Origin of the sequence: Alteromonas abrolhosensis (genome assembly GCF_001953635.1) — a bacterium.
Lineage (GTDB): Bacteria > Pseudomonadota > Gammaproteobacteria > Enterobacterales > Alteromonadaceae > Alteromonas > Alteromonas abrolhosensis.
Map to the genome: position 1 here is coordinate 211,536 of NZ_MEJH01000002.1, position 18,452 is coordinate 229,987.

Genomic DNA, 18,452 nt, shown 5'->3' on the forward strand with positions numbered 1-18,452 from the left:
CGCATACTAATACGTGATGTTCACACCCAAGGCGTAGCGCGCTCCTGCATCTTGCACAAGTAAAAGATGATTGCTGAATCGGCCGCGCTTATGCACGGTTTCGTTGGTAATGTTGATACCTTCAAAAAATACAGAAACCCTAGGGCTGAACTGATATGAAAGGCTCATATCCCACTGCTGGTAAGGGCTAACAAAGGTAGGCTCGGTGCTTTGGGTTTGGTTTAGTGACTGCAAAAAGCCTTCTCGCTGGTTCCAAGCCACCCGCCATTGCAGCGCATTTTTTTCATAAAACAGCACCATGTTTTTGGCACCTGACAACCCCGTAAGCGCAAAGGTTGAGCGAATATTGGCAGTGTCTAATTCAGCGTTACTGTCTACAAAGCTCGCATTGGCCTGAATTCCCCACCCTGAGTCGCCAAACAAATGCTGCACTGCTATCTCGACCCCTTCGACCGTTGCTGACTCGCCATTGCTTGGAGATATTACGGAAAACTGCGCTAACGCATCGGCATCGTCAGCCGCGTTTGGATTTGTGCCGGTACTAGGGTCGGTCACGTTATTAAAGGTTTGCGTACTGCTTTCATTAACAATGAAATTGTCTACCGTTTTTCTAAAGTAACCTGCCGATATATAGCTATTTTCCTGGTAGTAATGCTCCACAGCCACATCAATGTTTTTTGCCTCAAAGGGCAATAGCTGTGCGTTTCCGATACGCGCCCGCAAATCGCCACCTTGTCGCGTTGTGGTATAGGTTACACCCGGCGCCATCTGCTCTAAGGTTGGACGGGTAATACTGTGATTGTAAGCCGCGCGAAATACCCAGCTATCTAACCAGCTGGCTTTAAAACTTACGCTAGGTAAAACATTGGTGTAGTTTGACGATTCATCAATACTTACCGAGGCGCCGAATTCTTGCCCAAGTTCGGTTTGGTCTAAAATAACTAACGCCGACAACTGTTCGTCGACACCACTTACTTTTACGTCAGTATACTCAGCCCGTAGCCCTGCATGCATATCGATAAACCAAGGCGCAAAATCCTTTTCAATAGCGGCTTGAACATACCCCGCATACACCGTTTCCTTAACCGCGAAAGAACTCCCCCGAGTTTCAGCGGCTAAACTGACATCACCAGCGTTCTCCAAGTAACGAAATAATGTATCGCCGTCGTGACGCAGCCACTGATGAGGTATGTTCTCATGCCCACTAATCGACCCAAGAAAATCGTCACCTGCGTCAAATATGGTTTGGAAGCTATCGGGAATATCTGGTGCATCAAAATAGCCACAAAAACTGCAGTGTCGTGCGTCAGCTTCGTTGTCTCTTCTTTCGTTGGCTTTTTCTCGCTGAGTTAATGCTCCGCCAACGTCAATTTTGCTAAACCAGTTATCGTCGCCAAGCACGCTTACATTGATTTTTGCTTGCCCTATATCGTCGTCAACACTCCATCCTCTGCGCAGCATCACATGAGAACGGCCGTTAGCTGGGTCTAAGTAATGGGATACCCCCACTGGCTCACCCAAAGCGTTAACTTGACGAGGGTTGGCTTGTTCAAAGCCCGATATAGCCGGCAATATGTTTGATTGAGTATGGTCAAATGAAGAGCGATTTAAATAGCCGATAAGAGAGAGTGAATTGCCCTCTCCGTTATTGTCATCGACATTAGCCATTGAATAAGACAGATCAGCATCAACAATTACGCTATCGCTCGCGATATAGTTTGCTGCAAAACCGAAGCTTTTCAAGGTCGACGAACGGTTAAAAGTGCGAGCGTGAAAGTCTGTGGCGTGCCCACTGTTTTGTGAAAAAGACACCGCTGTGCCGTTTTTATCAACCGTAACATCTTCAAGGTTACTCGATGTAAACCAATGCCCCATTGAGGTTGCCGAGGTCTCCACATCAAATGTTGACCCCAAATAGTCGGCAGTAAGCTCTAGCTTGTTGTTAGGTCTATACTGTAAAACGAGTGCAGACCCCGTGCGGGTTCTATCGTCAAAACGCACTCTTTGATCGTAATTTCTGGGAACGTATAACGTAGGAACGTATTCAGAAAGCTCACTTTCAGGTACGTTAGTATTTACCAACCAGCCATCAATTTGCGCTTCTTCTAACCGCGCTTGGCGCTTGTGCTGAGTAAAAGAGGCTAGAATACCAAACGAGTTATTTAAATAGGTGTTGCTGAACATAGCAGAGGTAGAAGGCGCGTATTGTTGCGAGTTGGTGTCGTACTGCATTTTGACGCTGCCAGCCGCCCGCATTCCCTTGAAGGATAAAGGTTTAGCAGTTTGAACATCAATCGTAGCGCCAATGCCACCCGACTGCATGGTCGCCTGACTTTGTTTGTGTACGGTTACACTGCTGACAATCTCAGAAGCCAGTGTATCAAAACTGAATTCGCGCCCGAGCTTATCGGTTGCCATGGGCCTGCCGTTTAATAAAACCCGATTAAATTCCGGCCCAAAGCCCCTCACCGTAACAAGTTGCCCTTCCCCTTCTGCGCGGTCGATAGATACGCCAGACACACGCTGCAGCGCTTCTGCGAGGTTTTGATCGGGGAACTTACCCATATCCACCGACTGGATTGTATCAATGATGACGTTCGCGTTGCGTTTAATCCCCACCGATTGAGCAACACGCGCTCGCAAGCCCCTTACTTCAATGTATTCAATGTCGTAACTACCTTGCTCATCCGGTACGGTCACCAAGCTATCGTCTTGTGCGGTAATGGCGTTAAACAGGCGACCTAGCAAGTGATTGTTTTCATCGCCATCGCTAGCAGGCACTATTTTTATGCGTGTGTTATCAACAATGTGAGCACTCAGACCCGTACCAGCTAAAAGCTTTTTAATTGCCTCCTGCGGCGTATAGTTACCACTTACTTCGTTGGCAAAGACATGTCTGACTTTATTGAAGGGAAAGACTACGGTCAGCTCGGCCTGGTTTGCAAACGCGATGATCGCCTCATCTGCGCTTTGTGCGGGAATAGCGAAATTTATCGCTGAAAGCGGTGACTTATTTTGAGCAATTACTTCGGCTTGTTGGTGAGGAAGCACCGATTGAGCAATAGCGGTGTGACTTGCGCCGAACGACACCATACACAGCGCAACCGTTAAAGCTTTAGGCTTAAAAGGCAGCTTGGGTTGTGTGTCGAATGGGTTATTTGCCACAGGCATATTTGTATTTACGCTATTGTTATTATTAATTTATGAAGGGGAAATGCCTACGCGTCACCCTCCTCTTTATTGTTGGTGTTGTTTTAAACTAGCGCCGCATTATATACAACCCATTAACAAATTTAATTTTTGAGCGATAATGTTGAAAATACTGGGGGAAAATAGCGTGGCTGTCGTCTTAGTAAGTAACAACGATAAAAAATAACAATATGCCCATAGAAACAGCCATACATAATGCCTATATGTCGGCGCGCGGCTCGATGGCCAAAATGCTATCGCGCCTTGTGCCGCCTAAAGAAGTCGACGACATACTACAGGATACGTACGTCCGCTTGTGTCAGGCTAAATCTACTGAGCATATTAAAGAGCCTAAGTCGTTTTTGTTTAAGACCGCAAAAAACTTGGCTTACGATCATTTAAAGCGTGCTGATACGCGCATGGTAGACGACAGCGTAGAGGTTGCGGCAGCGCTGGAAAGTGCAATTAGCGGTGTTGAAGATGAAACATTTCACAACAACGCTACCCAGCAAGAGTTTAAGTTGTTTTGTGATGCAGTGCGCGCCCTACCCAAACAATGCAGGCGCGCATTTGTGTTGAAGAAAGTGTATGGCTACTCTCTTAAAGAGATTGCCCAGGAATTAGAGATAAGCGAAAAAACCGTGGAAAAGCATATTGCTGAAGGGATAAAAAGATGCACCTTATTTATGCGACGACAAACAACGTCGTATACACGGCCGAACGCTTTTCAAAATGGTGGGCAACACAGCTCGGCGGATGTAAAGAGAGACGCCCATGAATAGTTCTAAAAACGAAACTAAAACCGACAAATCAGCCACCCAAAGCAACGTTGTTCAATTTAATAGCGATGATCGTGTGCTTGATGTTGCTAGCGAATGGCTTGTGAAGCTAGACGAGGGACTTGATGACGAGGAAATGCAAGCGCTAAAAAAATGGCTTGCAACGCCATTGCATCGAGACACTTTCCTAGAGATGGTAGCGTTATGGGACAAAATGTCTGTGCTTAGCGAATTGGCTGATATCGTACCTCATACACCTGAGCCTAACGCCAAACACAAAACAAACAGCACCGTGGCTTGGAAGCGCCCGCTGGCTATTGCAGCCTCGTTCTTAATGGTTGGATTGTTAAGTTATCAGGGTCTAAATTTATTCTCGTCGTCTAATCAAACCGAACCTGCTTTACAAGTAGCAAACTACTCGTTACAAGCCTCGACCAAAGCAGGCGAGCACAAAAGTATTAGCTTAGAAGACGGCAGTACACTATGGCTTAATACCAACTCTCAAGTGAACATTGCCTTTACTGAGACCTCACGGGTTATTCAGCTTGTCAAAGGTGAGCTTCATATCGAAGTGGCAAAAGACAAATCCCGCCCGCTCAATGTACTTGCAGCCGGTAAAGCTATACAGGCGGTTGGTACTGCATTTAATGTGCAATATCATCGCGGCGACCTTGAACTGGTAGTTACCGAAGGCGTGGTAGAAGTCGCCAGCTATACACTTAACAAAGCGAATGGCGAAAGCATTATTGATCCAATTATTAAACCGCAGGCTCAGCCACTGACGTTAGTTCAAGGTGAAAAGTCGCTTTTATCTTTACCCAACAGCACCATCGAGACTGTGTCAGATGAAGATATCGCGAATGATTTAAGCTGGCGGGAAGGCAAGATTGTATTTCGCGGCGAGCCATTAATTGACGTGATTGAAGAAGTAAGCCGATATACGGATAAAACGGTTGTTTTAGGTGATGCAGCGCTTGCCAATATGCAAGTAGCAGGGCTATTCAATACCAACGACGTAGATGCGCTTATTGCAGCCCTTGCCGACAATTTACAGATATCTACAGACTACTCTAGCGACACTATTGTCCTTCGCCCCCGTTAACGGTGCGCTTGGCTCATAGGTTCTTATTTAGCTTTATTGGGCTACAAACTAAATCGAAAGCGCGTTCTAAAGCTTAACTCGCGCTTTTACCCACTACCCCTTACAATGACGCCTTATACCAGTTCGCATGCATTGGTATTATATATAAATGCATCAAACAATAAGGCTTCTTTGATATGCAAATAGGCAGTGCTTTAACGGCAATTAGGCAGCTCACTTCCAGCCTACTACTTCTGACCACCTGCGCGGTGCTATCTAATACAGCTTTCGCCATTGAAGCTGGCCAATATTATTATTTCATCTCTGACAAGTGCGTCGCTAAAGGCCCTCAAACGCCCGAAGAGCGAGGCGCCGTAACCCCAGATGTTATGCTATTTGAAGTGGTACCTGCGGGGATCAGCGACTACTACGTAAACATGAATACAAGCGCACTGGTTCACTATACAGAGGAAGGGCAAGCGCACCTTTCTTCATTGGAAGCAGAGCAGGCCTATACTGCTGGCAAAGCACCTTCGAAAGACAGCCTTAGAAAAGATGGCAATGCCATCCAGCACGACTTCATGCTACAGCGCGAAGCAATAGATTTAAAGACCTTAATAAACACGTTAAATGGTTTTTCCCAGCTGCAGTCTGATAAAGGCTACTTTTTTAAGAAAATCGTAGGCCTTTCTAACCCCGACGCTAAATTTAAAGCCATAACCCGGGTGCGCTTAAGCGATACGGGTTACGACAATCGCATGATGCTGACAAGCTACTCCAGCGACTACTTTATACTGGATGAACAAGGTAAGGCCTCTGACACACCTTTTATTACGGTAGATCACGGCGCAGCGCTACGCAATTCACTGCACGACACCAACAGCCCGTACGCCATATTTACCAAAAATTCAGTATGCGGTGAAAAGTGGGAGCCCGGCAATTAACAAGGTAATTAGCCAAGACATAGTTTAAACGCTTGTTGAATGGACCGGGCTTACTTCGGCTTTAGCGGCTTTGATTATAAAAGGCTCTGGTTTTAATTACTACGATAGAGCGTTTTAATAAGGTGGTAGCCGAAACGGGTCTTCACCGGCCCGTGTACTTTTAGCACGTCTTTTTTAAATACCACATCGTCGAAGGCTTTTACCATTTGGCCTCGGCGAAATTCACCAAGGTCGCCGCCACGCTTGCCCGACGGGCATTTGGAATGACGCTTTGCTAACGTCGCAAAATCCTTACCCTTTTTGAGCTGCTCTAAAATAGAAAGCGCTTCTTTCTCTGTTTTAACCAAAATGTGAAGTGCGGATGCCGTTGCCATGGAAAGGACCTAATTTGTATCGGGGGTTTAAGAATAATATCGTGCACGCTAAGTATACCCTAGTGAACAACCCGCCTGCCATTAGTCAATGTGATGTGTTGGGTTAAAAAAGCGATGTAAAGGCTACTCTGCTGTTTAAAAACTGCGTATCGTTAACCTTTATCAATCATTGACGAGCCTTCCCTTTTGTTACCAGAATTTGACTTGGCCCAAGCGATAGGAATGCTGAGTTTTGCGCTTGGCATTTTGTGCTTTTATCAGCGTGATGATCAGCACCTGCGAATAATGATGGTGGTGATGAATTTAAATCACGCCCTGCATTTTGCGCTACTTGGTGCCGTAACCGCATGCTTAAGTGCCTTGCTTTCAGTGGTAAGAACAGGCATTTCGATTAAAACCCGTTCTCGCAGTGTCGCCTATCTATTTATATTAATATCGCTAGCAGCCGGGCTGTATTTGGCCGAAGTTTGGTACGATTTATTCCCTATTTTGGGAACGTGTATAGGCACTTATGCCTTGTTTTGTTTATCGGGGATCCGCATGCGTTTAGCGTTTTTGTGCGGTGCAATATGTTGGCTAACCAACAATATTATTGTCGGCTCTATTGGCGGCACCTTGCTTGAAGCTACGTTACTGGCAGTTAATAGCTTCACCATTATTCGCTTGTACAGAGGGCAAAAAGCACTCGCTCAGGCCTGATTCCCAATCTATGCCAGACTATGCTCCCAATCTACACGCCTTGATTGCCCAAAGTGAATGAATTGCTATACGCACACTGTATTGGAAGCTTTCAAGCAAATATTACCGAATGACTAGAAACGCCTTATTCAAAACGAAAGTGCAAACAGACTCGTTACTGACGTGTGATAGTCCAGTGACATAGCGATAGATAACAGCGTTATATTCACAATGGAAAAACCAAATACTCGTTTTGCCCAGCCTTCTACGTTGATGTCGGGTCTGTATCCGCGCAGTGCCATCAACAGCCACCAAAGGCTTGTTGCGAAAGCTACTGTTAAAAAGCCAATACCCGTATAACCGTTAAGTGGAAGCAGCATTACAACTAAAGCAAATAACGCAATATGAAGAACAATATGGCGTTTTGCTTTCGCGATACCTTGCGAAACAGGCAATACGGGAATGCCAGCCGCCTTATAGTCGTTATATCTAAAGATAGCGATGGCATAGGAATGGGGCATTTGCCAAATGCTGAACATACCCAGCAAAATAGCTGCAGCCATATCAAACTGACCGCTCGCCGCGCAATAACCGACTACGGGCGGAACGGCCCCCGACAAACTGCCAACGAAGGTGCCATACACCGAGTTTCGCTTCATATACAGGCTGTACACACCCACATAAATAACGTAGCCAAAAACAGCAAAAAATACGGCAGTAAGGTTGGTGTAAAGCGCTAACAAGCCAAACCCTGCAATGCCTAGCACAGCACCGTGCAACATCGCAGTACGTAATGGCAACTCGCCTGTTACTGTCACCCGATTAGCCGTGCGCTGCATTTTGCTGTCGATATCTCGGTCAATGCAGTTATTAATGACACAACCTGAAGCCACCACCAGCGATAAACCGATGAGCGTTGCGAGCAATAGCCAGTAATCTATATCGCCACGGGACGCGAGCAAGAAACCGCCCGTTACCGAAATAGCATTGCCCATAATAATGCCGGGCTTGGTTACTGACAGGTAACGTTTATAAGTAGAGGTCATGGGTAAAATCCAAATTTAAAACGCGCCCATTTAGACGCGTATCAAGGTGTACTGAGAAGCCCCAATGTTGCCCCCAAAATAGGTTGCCCCAATAGAAGGGCAAAACATGAGGGCTTATCGTACTGACCGCGATGAAGTAAACACATTGAAAAGCCTGACATGATCGTCAGGCTAGACCACGCATATACAGAGACTTGCTAATACATCATCATGGCATTTGATTCGTAGATAATCCAAACGGATAACCCAACCACCATGAAAATAATAAGCGCACTAAATAAGAACGAAAACGTATTGGCTCTGCCTTCTTCGGTAACAAAGTTAAGGTGCAAAAAGTATTTAAGGTGCACCCAAATTTGAACCAAGCCCAAGGTTACCACGCTCCAAATCGTGGTAACTTTAGATAGGTCGCCATTCATCACTAGAGTGAACGGAATAGCGGTGAGCACCACAGATAGAATGAAACCAATAACATAAGACTTTACATCGCCATGTACGTCATCACTATTGTGGGTCGATGAAGCGTGACCGTCCGTATTTGAAGCTAATTTTGCATCGTGTAACGCCATTACATTGCCCCCATTAAGTACACTACGGTAAATACACATATCCATACGATATCGAGGAAGTGCCAAAACAAGCTTAAGCAGCTAAGTCGGGTAACGGTTTGCTCACCTAGACCTCGGCGGGTTACTTCGATAAACATGATCGTCATCCAAATAAGACCCGCTGTAACGTGCATTCCGTGCAGTCCCACTAGCGAGAAAAACGCCGTTAAAAACGCACTTTGCTGCGGCCCGTTACCATGCTCAATAAGATGGTGGAATTCGTACACTTCCATACCAATAAAACACGCACCCAGTGCCCATGTCACAGACAGCCAAGCAAGGGCGCCAGACTTATTTTGTCGGTGAGCGCATATCATGGCAAAGCCAAAGGTAATGCTGCTTAAAAGCAGTGCGGCGGTTTCAACTGCAACAAAGTTGAGCTCGAAAATATCTTTGCCAGACACACCGCCTGCCGTATTCATAAACAGCACGGCATAGGTGGCAAAGAAAGAAGCAAACAACAAACAGTCGGTCATTAAATACAGCCAGAAACCAAACACGGTGTTGTTTTCATGATGTTCTTCGTGTGCGTGTTCATGCGGCATTGACGCTGAACTTGATGTTGCAATAGTACTCATGAGCGACCTCCCACTGTATTGGCACTTAAGTGCGTAGCTTCAACTCGTTCGACCTCATCTACCTGCACGTAGTAATCAACATCCGAGGTATAGCAACGCTTAATAAATACTCCTACTCCAGCCACTAAACCGACAACAGCAAGCCACCAGATATGCCAGATAAGGGCAAAGCCCATTAGAGTAAAGCTCATACTCATAAACACACCTGCTGAAGTATTTTTTGGCATATGAATAGGCGCGTAATTTTCAGGGCGTTGATACGACTCGCCACGTTCCTTCATATCCGTCCACGCATCAATGTCTTTGATGTGAGGTATCTTGGCAAAGTTGTAAAACTGAGGCGGTGACGCCGTTGACCACTCTAGCGTGTGACCATTCCACGGGTCGCCCGTTGTATCGTTAAGCTTTTCTTTGTTTTTGAAGCTTACAAACAGCTGAAGTAGCTGGAAGAAAATACCAATTGCTATAACAAACGCACCAAATGCAGCAATGTATAACCAGATATTCCAGTCAGGATTGTCGGTGTGATTTAAGCGGCGTGTCATACCCAAAAAGCCAAGCACGTACAGGGGCATGAACGCCAAAAGGAAACCAATTTGCCAGCACCAAAAGGCTGCTTTTCCGGTTTTTTCGTCAAGCTTAAAGCCCATGGCTTTCGGGAACCAAAAAGCAAAGCCAGCCAGATAGCCAAATACCGCACCACCAATAATGGTGTTATGAAAGTGTGCAATTAAGAACAAGCTATTGTGAAGCACATAGTCAGCACCTGGAATGGCAAGTAACACCCCTGTCATGCCCCCAATGGTGAAGGTCACCATAAAGCCTAACGTCCACAGCACTGGCACACTCAAAATTAAGCGACCGCGATACATGGTGAATAGCCAGTTAAACAGTTTCACGCCCGTGGGTACGGCAATAACCATGGTCATAATGCCGAAGAAGGCATTCACATTGGCGCTTGAACCCATGGTAAAGAAGTGATGTAGCCAGACAATAAAACCGAGAATAGCAATGGCACCGGACGCATAAACCATCGACTTGTAGCCAAACAGGCGCTTAGCGGTAAACGTAGATATAACTTCTGAAAAAATACCAAATGCAGGCAGTACCAGAATATAAACCTCAGGGTGTCCCCACGCCCAGAATAGGTTGATATACATCATCGAATTACCACCGGCTTCATTCGTGAAGAAGTGGAAGTCCATGTAGCGGTCTAGGGTTAGCATAGCCAACACAGCCGTAAGAATAGGGAACGAAGCAGCAATCAGAATGTTCGCCCACGTACAGGTCCATGTGAATATAGGCATTTGCATTAACTTCATGCCGGGCGCACGCATTTTAAACACGGTAACTAAGAAGTTTACGGCGGTTAGCAGCGTACCGAGCCCGGATATCTGCAGGGCCCAAATATAATAGTCGACGCCAACCCCGGGACTAAACTCCAACCCGGCTAGCGGCGGATAAGCAACCCACCCTGTTTTTGCGAATTCACCTAACCCCAAAGACACATTTACTAGAATTGCGCCACCTGCGGTCAGCCAAAAACTTAAGTTATTTAAAAATGGAAACGCCACATCGCGAGCACCAATTTGTAGTGGCAAAATGATATTCATCAACCCAATCATAAACGGCATCGCCATAAAGATAATCATGATAACGCCATGGGCTGTGAAGATTTGGTCGTAGTGCTCTGGCGGAAGATACCCGGGCGCACCATTGGTTGCCATTGCAAGCTGAGTACGCATCATAATGGCGTCGGCGAAGCCACGCAGCAGCATGATCATAGCCAACACAATGTACATAATTCCAAGACGTTTGTGGTCGACAGACGTTATCCAATCAAACCACAGGGTTCCCCACTGTTTGTGCTTGGTGATAAGCATGGCAATGACCACACCCACCACTGCCACAACAGCAAGTGTCACCATAATAATCGGCTCGTGATAGGGCACGGCCTCAATAGATAATTTACCTAATAAAGACATGGTTATTGTGCATCCTCTTGGTGATGGCTGTGTTGCATTTCAGGCATGGCGTGATGTTCGCCCATGACGGCGTTTTCCGGCTTGTTGTAGAAATCCATAGAGCCGTGATCTTTCATGTATTTCATAACAATGTTATGAAATAAGCCGTCATCGACCTTGCTGAAATAGGTCACCGGATTGTTTTCGCTTGGCTCAGCAAGCTGCTTGTAGGCACCTGAAGTTAACGATGTTTGCGACTGCTTAACGCTGGCAACCCACGCCTCGAAGTCATCTTCGGTAGGTGTGGCAATAGCGTTAAACTTCATGCCAGTGAATCCCGCACCGCTATAATTTGAAGAAATGCCTTTGTACGTACCTGGCTCGTCGGCAATAAGATGAAGCTTGGTTTCCATTCCCGCCATAGAGTAAATCTGGCTTCCTAGCTGAGGAATAAAAAACGAGTTCATGGTGCTTTCAGAAGTAATCTTAAACGCAACGGGTTTATTGGCAGGAAACACCAATTCATTGACCGTTGCGATACCCTGTTCAGGATAAATAAACAGCCACTTCCAGTTGAGCGAGACTACTTCAACAGTAAGATGCTCTCCTTGACCTTCTAGCGGCGCATAAGGGTCGAGTGCGTGAGTAGAGCGCCAGGTGATCACACTCAACGACACGACAATGAGAATTGGAATGGACCACACCACCGCTTCAATTTTGGTTGAGTGTGCCCACTTAGGGGTATAAATTTCGAAATCGCGACTAGCGCGATACTTCCACGCAAAGTAAAGCGTAAGAAAAATGACGGGAACAACAACTATTAGCATTAGGATGGTGCAAAGAATAATTAGATTCTTTTCATCCATGCCCACTTGCCCTTTAGGGTCAAGCACGCCACCGCTGCAACCGGCCAACGTCAGCCCTGCACCAGCAACAATTAAAGTAAAAAGGTTACGAATAGACAAAACAAGTTCCTATAACCCACAAGTTAAACGGCGATGACTGAGCCGCTTAATAGAGAATGGCAGCGTTACAGCATCGAAAAACACACCGGTAAAGCTTTGTCGCACTTACTGCGCAATGCTTTCGGCGTTAAATAATTAAATCGGAGACGTTTAACTAAAAAGTGGGGGCGCTCTACTGCCAACCGTTTGAACAAAAGGTTGGGGAAATGTAGGGCAAAGATAAGGAAGAGGTCGGCGCTGTTTTGTTATTTGCGCCTTTGCTATCGCCGTGGCTTTTACCAAAAGGCCCACTAATACCAGTGCTATGGTAGGAACGATAAATTGTGAAAGTGTGTGATTAGCGAGGGCAATGAAAAAAGGCTCTACAACCAAACTTTCATTAAATGCACTGACGAACTCTGCTGAGTCAGCCAAAGTACCACTGATAACTAGCGTAATGTTCAGCAATAACACCATATTAGCCAACCACAGCATAGCGCCCACACCATTGGTGTAGTTTACTGCGGGTCTAATTAGTGAATTCAGTTCGTTTAAGAAACTGAAAGGACGTGGTGCCATATAGAACGTTATGCCTTATGAAAAATACACAAGTATTTATGCAACTCCACCTGATTAGGTGCAGGCGTGGCAGGGTAATCATAATTGAAAGCAAGCACAAGCCACCCACCTTAGGGCTTTCAAGGCCTGTGATTTGAAGTACAACGCATTGATAACCAATTCATTAACATTTAATGAAAGTCTCACACTGTACTAAGACGCTTCTGTCACTGACACATAAACAGCGCATCTTTTGGTTTCTCTAGGCTAAACAACGCTTCTAATAATTCCTGTCGCCATCTGTAGTTGTTAATTATTTGTTTTAACAATCCGAATTTCTGTGATGCTTTCTAAGCAATTCATAAATCGCCAGGCGTCTTATTAATGCGATGAATCGCACATTAACGTGTCCTCGTTTCACAACGCAACTGTTCTAAAAATCATCATTATTTTAAAATGCCACCGGTAGCATTTTGTTTAATTCGTGTTAATATCAGGCAGTATTATCTTGATTTTGGGACCGCAAAAAGATGGAAAGGTATGTAATTCCCAGTGTTATGCAGGCGCTGCAGCTATGTCAAGCTATCGCCGAGTCTCGCTCAGGTTTAAGTGCCTCTGAAATCGAGTCTGCGCTCAATCTTCCCCGCACATCAGTTTTTAGATTACTTAGAACGTTAACCAGTGAACGTGTAGTAGAAAAGCGTGGCACAAAATATTTCTATGGAACGCGTATTTACGAAATTAGCGCAGCAAACTCACGCAGCCGATACGTTCAGAGAATAGTTGCGCCCGAGCTTTCAAAACTTATTGCGCCAACTAACGCTAGCGCCATTATCTGTACGCTTGGTGACTATTGTGCGTTTGTTATCGATGTTTTAGACGCCAGAGACAAACAAATAACAACGATTAGACCAGGAACAAAGCTGCCCCTATTTGAATCTGCTGCGGGCCACGTCATGTTGGCTTACCACCCAAAGTATCAAAACATGGACGACAGTAATCACCCTGCTTATTTTGATGAACATCAAGCCGCGAAACTACGAGCAACAACCTGCACTAGAGGCTTTGCCGTTAGCCACTATTTACCGCGAAATGTAACGCTGGTTGCCGTGCCGGTCTTTATGCGAGACGGTGAGCTTGTATCAATTTTAGCGATAGAACTAGACGGCGTGATCCACGACTTTAAGATTTTGCAGGCATGGAGCACAAAACTTAAAGATATCGCTCGTCTTCCAACCATCAGTGCCCAACCTTTTGAGCAGGACATGCAGTAATGAAACATAAATCCATCCAATTTCTTGTCGCAATCGTCTTGCTTTTTGTACTGACTAATTGTCACGCTCAACCCTTAGCGTTTGAAGGAGCGCTGGGCTTTGGTAAATACACGCAAGGTGGAAACCAAGGTAGAGTGTTAGTTGTTAACTCGTTGTCTGACAATGCGAAAAGCCCACAAGAAGGGACGTTGCGTTGGGCGGTGGCGCAAGACTACCCGAGACTAATTGTTTTTAATGTATCTGGTGTTATCGTCCTTGAAAAAGACTTAGAGATAAAGCACGACAATGTCACGATTGCAGGCCAAACTTCTCCTCACGGAATTGTGGTTTCCGGTGCTTCCACAAGCGTTGAAGCTAACCAGGTTATTATTCGTCACATGCGTTTTAGGCCAGGGAAAGACAGTAAAGAAGGCGACGCGGTCACTGTAAGAAACACTACTGACGTCATCATCGATCACTGCTCGCTCAGTTGGTCAAAAGACGAGGTAGGTTCGTTCTACAATAATCAGCGCTTTACACTACAAAACAGCATTCTCTCAGAGAGTTTAAACAACGCCGGACACCATAAAGGCAGCCACGGTTATGGCGGTATTTGGGGCGGCAGCAACGCTAGCTTTTTACGTAATATTTTAGTCAATCATACCAGCAGAAACCCTCGCATTAATGGATGGCGACTGAACCCGCCTTACCCCCAACAGCAAGAGTTCGTTGATATTCGAAACAATGTCATTGCTAACTGGCAAAAGAACTCAGCCTATGGCGGCGAAAACGGCATTGCGAATCTGGTGGGGAATGTCTACGCGCCTGGGTCCGCAACAAAGAAAATATGGTTTTTTCAACTATGGGACGATAAGGAATCACTCACTCGACTGTACGTTGCTGAAAACCTGATGAAGGGCCATAGCGATATGTCTTCAGACAATAGCAAAGGTATAGATGTTAAAAGTGCCAAAGCTGGCTCGGAAAAAGAAAAAGCTGTACTTGCTCGTTCCCTTTCAAACGTGCCTTTTCATCAAGACAAAATAGATGAGCTTGGCGATACACAGCTAACAACACAGCAGACGTGGGCAAGCCTGATCGAAAGCAAACAGGTCGGTGCTAACCTTACTCGCGCTGGAAAAGGGCTAGACCCCGTGGATGAGCGCATAATTACGCAAATACAACACAATCAATACAACAGCAAAAATGGGATTATAGACAGCGAATTAGATGTAATTGACTGGACGAATTACCGCAACTATTTTACCGCCGACACTGTTCCTCCACTTACTTTCCACGAAGAGAATTCATGGCGCGTACTTGCTGGAATTCCCACATTGTGACGGCTAAATATTCATATATTAATAATTTGTGAAATAAACGTTAAATAATAATGCATTCCTAAACTACAAGATCAATACTGCCACCGGTGGCATAGCAAACTACAAATACTACAGCTATGTCGATTTTGGAATTTAGGAGTTCAAAACATGAAAGTGTTTCAATGGACAGCCCTCGCTCTAGCCGTGTCCACGGCGTTTTCCACCATGGCGCAAAGTACTGCACCGGCTCAGGAAAATACCGAGCAAACTGAAACAAATGAAACCCCTAGCGAAATTGAAGTAGTTGAAGTAAAGGGTGTTAAACAGGCAGACCTAAAAGCGCGTGACTTAGAACGCATGAAGAATGGCTTTAGCTCTGTTATCTCTACCGATGACTTAGGCAACTTTGTCGATCAAAACGTAGCGGAGTCTCTTCGAAGATTGCCAGGTGTAACGCTACAGCGCTCAGAAGGCGAAGGTAAGTTTGTTACCGTTCGAGGCTTAGGGCCCGGCTTCGTATCAATAAATATGAACGGCGCACAAATGTCTGGTGCAGGCGAAGAGCGGAAAGTGGGCTTAGACGCACTTCCTGCTGACCTGCTAGGAACCATTGAGGTGCTTAAAACCCTCACACCAGACCAAAACCTGAATTCCATTGGCGGCACAGTAAACGTAAAAGCAATTTCAGCGTTTGATCGCGGTAAAAACACCTTAAAAATGCGTATTCAGGACGCGTACTCAGAAGCCCGCGAAGAGCACTCTCCAAAATTTAGCTTAGACGGCACCCAGTTTTTCCTCGACAACACGTTTGGTATTGGTTTTGCGATATCTCACGAAGACCGAAAAACCCAGATAGACGAAACGCGCCACCACAGCACCAACGAAATGAAGTTTTACACCGCTGACTTGGGTAAAACGGAAGAAGAAATTGCTCAAGGTGACGAAATTCTCGCGCCTTCTCAGTTGGAAATTCGTCGTGAGATTGCTGGCAGAACCCGCCAAGCTGCTGCGCTTAACTTAGAGTATAAGCCCTCTGCCGATGCGTACTATTATGCCAAAGGCACGTTCACACAATTTGAAGATGACGACCGCGCGCAGCGTGAATTTTACGACTTTCAAGATGCAGGCTCTGTAGGAAACGATGAAATCGTTTACGTAAACGGCGCTACTAAAGAGTTTATTCTTAGCGATATAGATGTGTTCCACCAGCACTTCTTGCAAGAAAGTAAAAACAAAACCATAACGTTCAGCTTAGGGGGTGAAAACCGTATTGCTGAACGTTTCGTGTTTGACTACGAATATGCTCAATCTCGCTCAGAAGAAGACTCAACCGGTGACCGCCGCGTTCAGTTTCGTGAACGAGACCTGATTGTTTATGGCCAAGGTGGTCGAGACAACATTAATGCTCGTATTTTAAGCCCGCAGGAAGCTGCGGAAATCGCAGGTCTAACCTACGACCCGGAAAACAGCATTTTTGGCACGTCGGGCAGCGGCGATGGCTCTGACCTTTCAAATTATCAATTTGATAATCTGTTTTTAGAAGGCGGAACCCGAATTGACGAAATTAAGACGGTAAACCTTAATCTGCGAACCGACATTTTTAATGACTGGTTAAACACCATTAAGTTCGGTGTGCAGGTAAGTGAACGCGACCATGTACGCGATAAAGACCGTTGGAGCTTTGACCCTTCTGCCAGTGACTGTAGCGACGACGCATGTATTGCCGCAGTCAACTCTACTCTTGCCGACTACGACACCCAGATTCCTTCAAACAGTGCATTCCAGTTGCCTTTTGAAAGTCGCGGTGTAGTGGACCAAATTGTTAATGCAACCCGTCAAACGGTGGTACCTGCCACAAATGGCGAAGTGTCCATTGAAAGCACTAAGGGCGACTACAGCATCACCGAAGATACGCAGGCGGTGTATGCTATGGCAGAGTTACCTCTGGGGCCTGATGCCACGTTAATAACAGGTGTTCGTTGGGCTCAAACCGAGTTCTCTTCCACCGGTTTTCTTTCGCTAGAAAACGATGACTTTGAATTTAATGGCGCAGGTGCGGGCGCACTGGATATCGCCATCCCGTTACCGGAAGCATCTATTAAATACAGCGAGTTTTTCCCTAGTGCGCACATTAAATGGGAGCCCAGTGAAAACTTCCTAGTGCGTGCAGCGGCGTGGACCAGCTTTACTCGCCCATCGTTTAAACAAGCTCGCGCATTTGCCGTATTTGACAGCGATATCGAGCTTTGCCCTCCAGGTTCGGACGATTGTGATGACAGTCAAGGTGGCGCATCGCTTCAACAGTTAAGCCAATATGTGCTGGGTTCCGATAATGCACTAGATGTGGGTAACCCTAATCTCGTTGCAATGACATCTATTAACTACGATGCGTCAATTGGCTGGTATCCAAGCGAAAACCTCTTTATGGAAGCGGCTATTTTCTATAAAGACATCGACAACTTTATTGTGGATGTAAACGGAATTGGCATGGCGCTTAACGACCTGCCACTTACGCTTCCGGTAAACCAGGTTACTGAGTTTGTTATTCCGCAGGACTTATACCTAAACGAGATTAATATTACCGTAAACGGTAATAAGGCCTCGGTTATCGGGTTAGAGCTGAGCTACAACCAGTACTTCGAGAATGGTTTATTCATTCAAAGTAATGCCACCATCCTAGATAGTGAAGCCACGCTTGATGGCAGTATTCGTCAAGGTAAAGTGGCACTGCCTGATCAAGCTGATACCACCTTCAACCTTGTATTTGGTTGGGAAAGTGAAACGTTCTCAGCTCGCTTAATTGGTAACGTGCGTTCTGAAGTTCTTGAACAAATTGGCTCTTGCCCAATTACTGCCGATCTTAACGATCCTAAGTCCTGCAAGATTTGGGGTGACCAATATCAAGATTCGGTTAAAAGCTTAGACTTTAAACTTCAGTACGACATTACCGAGTACGCACAATTGTACTTTGACGCCATCAACCTTACCGAGGAGTCAGACCTTCGCTACTTCCAAGGTAACGCGTTAAGCGGCGGTAATATTCTGTACCAGAAAGAAGAGTACGGCCGCAGCTATCAGCTGGGTGTAAACATTAAGTTCTACTAATTGTCTGCGCCGGGGAAACCCGGCCTTTT

General features: G+C 45.8%; 15 protein-coding genes. 7 read left to right on the forward strand and 8 right to left on the reverse strand.

Annotated elements, in window-relative coordinates; all coding sequences use genetic code 11:
- Positions 1–6: 6 nt before the first annotated feature.
- Entirely contained in the window at positions 7–3,171 is a 3,165-nt protein-coding gene (locus BGK61_RS00895) for a TonB-dependent receptor (protein WP_234349469.1), read from the reverse strand.
- A gap of 209 nt (positions 3,172–3,380) precedes the next feature.
- Between BGK61_RS00895 and BGK61_RS00900 the strand changes: the two genes are divergently transcribed.
- The 3 genes from BGK61_RS00900 to BGK61_RS00910 all read left to right on the forward strand — a co-directional run bounded on the left by BGK61_RS00900 (position 3,381) and on the right by BGK61_RS00910 (position 5,993).
- A complete protein-coding gene (locus tag BGK61_RS00900) occupies positions 3,381–3,971 on the forward strand; it encodes a sigma-70 family RNA polymerase sigma factor (RefSeq protein WP_076011631.1) in 591 nt (196 codons plus the stop codon).
- Positions 3,964–5,070, forward strand: coding sequence for a FecR family protein (locus BGK61_RS00905; RefSeq protein WP_076011632.1), 1,107 nt, complete (start codon positions 3,964–3,966; stop codon positions 5,068–5,070). Before BGK61_RS00900 ends, BGK61_RS00905 begins: the two co-directional genes overlap by 8 nt.
- A gap of 176 nt (positions 5,071–5,246) precedes the next feature.
- Positions 5,247–5,993 carry a hypothetical protein gene (locus BGK61_RS00910; protein ID WP_076011633.1) on the forward strand — a complete coding sequence of 249 codons (747 nt, stop codon included), beginning with the start codon at positions 5,247–5,249 and terminating at the stop codon, positions 5,991–5,993.
- A 92-nt stretch (positions 5,994–6,085) separates the two neighbouring features.
- On the opposite strand, the gene ppiC is transcribed toward BGK61_RS00910, so the two are convergent.
- Positions 6,086–6,367 carry a peptidylprolyl isomerase PpiC gene (gene ppiC / locus BGK61_RS00915; protein WP_012520075.1) on the reverse strand — a complete coding sequence of 94 codons (282 nt, stop codon included), beginning with the start codon at positions 6,365–6,367 and terminating at the stop codon, positions 6,086–6,088.
- Between the two features lie 186 nt (positions 6,368–6,553).
- On the opposite strand from ppiC, the gene BGK61_RS00920 reads away from it, so the two are divergent.
- Positions 6,554–7,066 carry a YgjV family protein gene (locus BGK61_RS00920; protein WP_076011634.1) on the forward strand — a complete coding sequence of 171 codons (513 nt, stop codon included), beginning with the start codon at positions 6,554–6,556 and terminating at the stop codon, positions 7,064–7,066.
- 128 nt (positions 7,067–7,194) lie between these two features.
- Here the strand turns inward: BGK61_RS00920 and cyoE are convergent, their stop codons facing one another.
- From cyoE to BGK61_RS00950, 6 genes are all read right to left on the reverse strand, one after another.
- Positions 7,195–8,091, reverse strand: coding sequence for a heme o synthase (gene cyoE / locus BGK61_RS00925; protein ID WP_076011635.1), 897 nt, complete (start codon positions 8,089–8,091; stop codon positions 7,195–7,197).
- 197 nt (positions 8,092–8,288) lie between these two features.
- Positions 8,289–8,660 (reverse strand): cytochrome o ubiquinol oxidase subunit IV, encoded by a 372-nt coding sequence (gene cyoD / locus BGK61_RS00930; RefSeq protein WP_014999970.1) that lies wholly within the window; start codon positions 8,658–8,660, stop codon positions 8,289–8,291.
- Positions 8,660–9,277, reverse strand: a complete 618-nt coding sequence (gene cyoC / locus BGK61_RS00935; RefSeq protein ID WP_076011636.1) for a cytochrome o ubiquinol oxidase subunit III — start codon at positions 9,275–9,277, stop codon at positions 8,660–8,662. Before cyoC ends, cyoD begins: the two co-directional genes overlap by 1 nt.
- Positions 9,274–11,262: a cytochrome o ubiquinol oxidase subunit I gene (gene cyoB / locus BGK61_RS00940; protein ID WP_076011637.1), complete on the reverse strand. Its 1,989-nt coding sequence runs from the start codon at positions 11,260–11,262 to the stop codon at positions 9,274–9,276. Before cyoB ends, cyoC begins: the two co-directional genes overlap by 4 nt.
- A 2-nt stretch (positions 11,263–11,264) precedes the next feature.
- Entirely contained in the window at positions 11,265–12,206 is a 942-nt protein-coding gene (cyoA, locus tag BGK61_RS00945) for a ubiquinol oxidase subunit II (protein WP_076011638.1), read from the reverse strand.
- Positions 12,207–12,356: 150 nt separating this feature from the next.
- Positions 12,357–12,764: a hypothetical protein gene (locus BGK61_RS00950; protein ID WP_014999974.1), complete on the reverse strand. Its 408-nt coding sequence runs from the start codon at positions 12,762–12,764 to the stop codon at positions 12,357–12,359.
- A gap of 509 nt (positions 12,765–13,273) precedes the next feature.
- On the opposite strand from BGK61_RS00950, the gene BGK61_RS00955 reads away from it, so the two are divergent.
- From BGK61_RS00955 to BGK61_RS00965, 3 genes are all read left to right on the forward strand, one after another.
- Complete coding sequence (locus tag BGK61_RS00955; protein WP_234349470.1) at positions 13,274–14,017, forward strand: IclR family transcriptional regulator; 744 nt, start codon at positions 13,274–13,276, stop codon at positions 14,015–14,017.
- The gene (locus BGK61_RS00960; protein WP_014999976.1) at positions 14,017–15,339 is read left to right on the forward strand and encodes a pectate lyase family protein; all 1,323 of its coding nucleotides are present in this window, start codon (positions 14,017–14,019) and stop codon (positions 15,337–15,339) included. Before BGK61_RS00955 ends, BGK61_RS00960 begins: the two co-directional genes overlap by 1 nt.
- 147 nt (positions 15,340–15,486) lie before the next feature.
- A complete protein-coding gene (locus BGK61_RS00965) occupies positions 15,487–18,423 on the forward strand; it encodes a TonB-dependent receptor (protein ID WP_076011640.1) in 2,937 nt (978 codons plus the stop codon).
- Positions 18,424–18,452 lie beyond the last annotated feature (29 nt).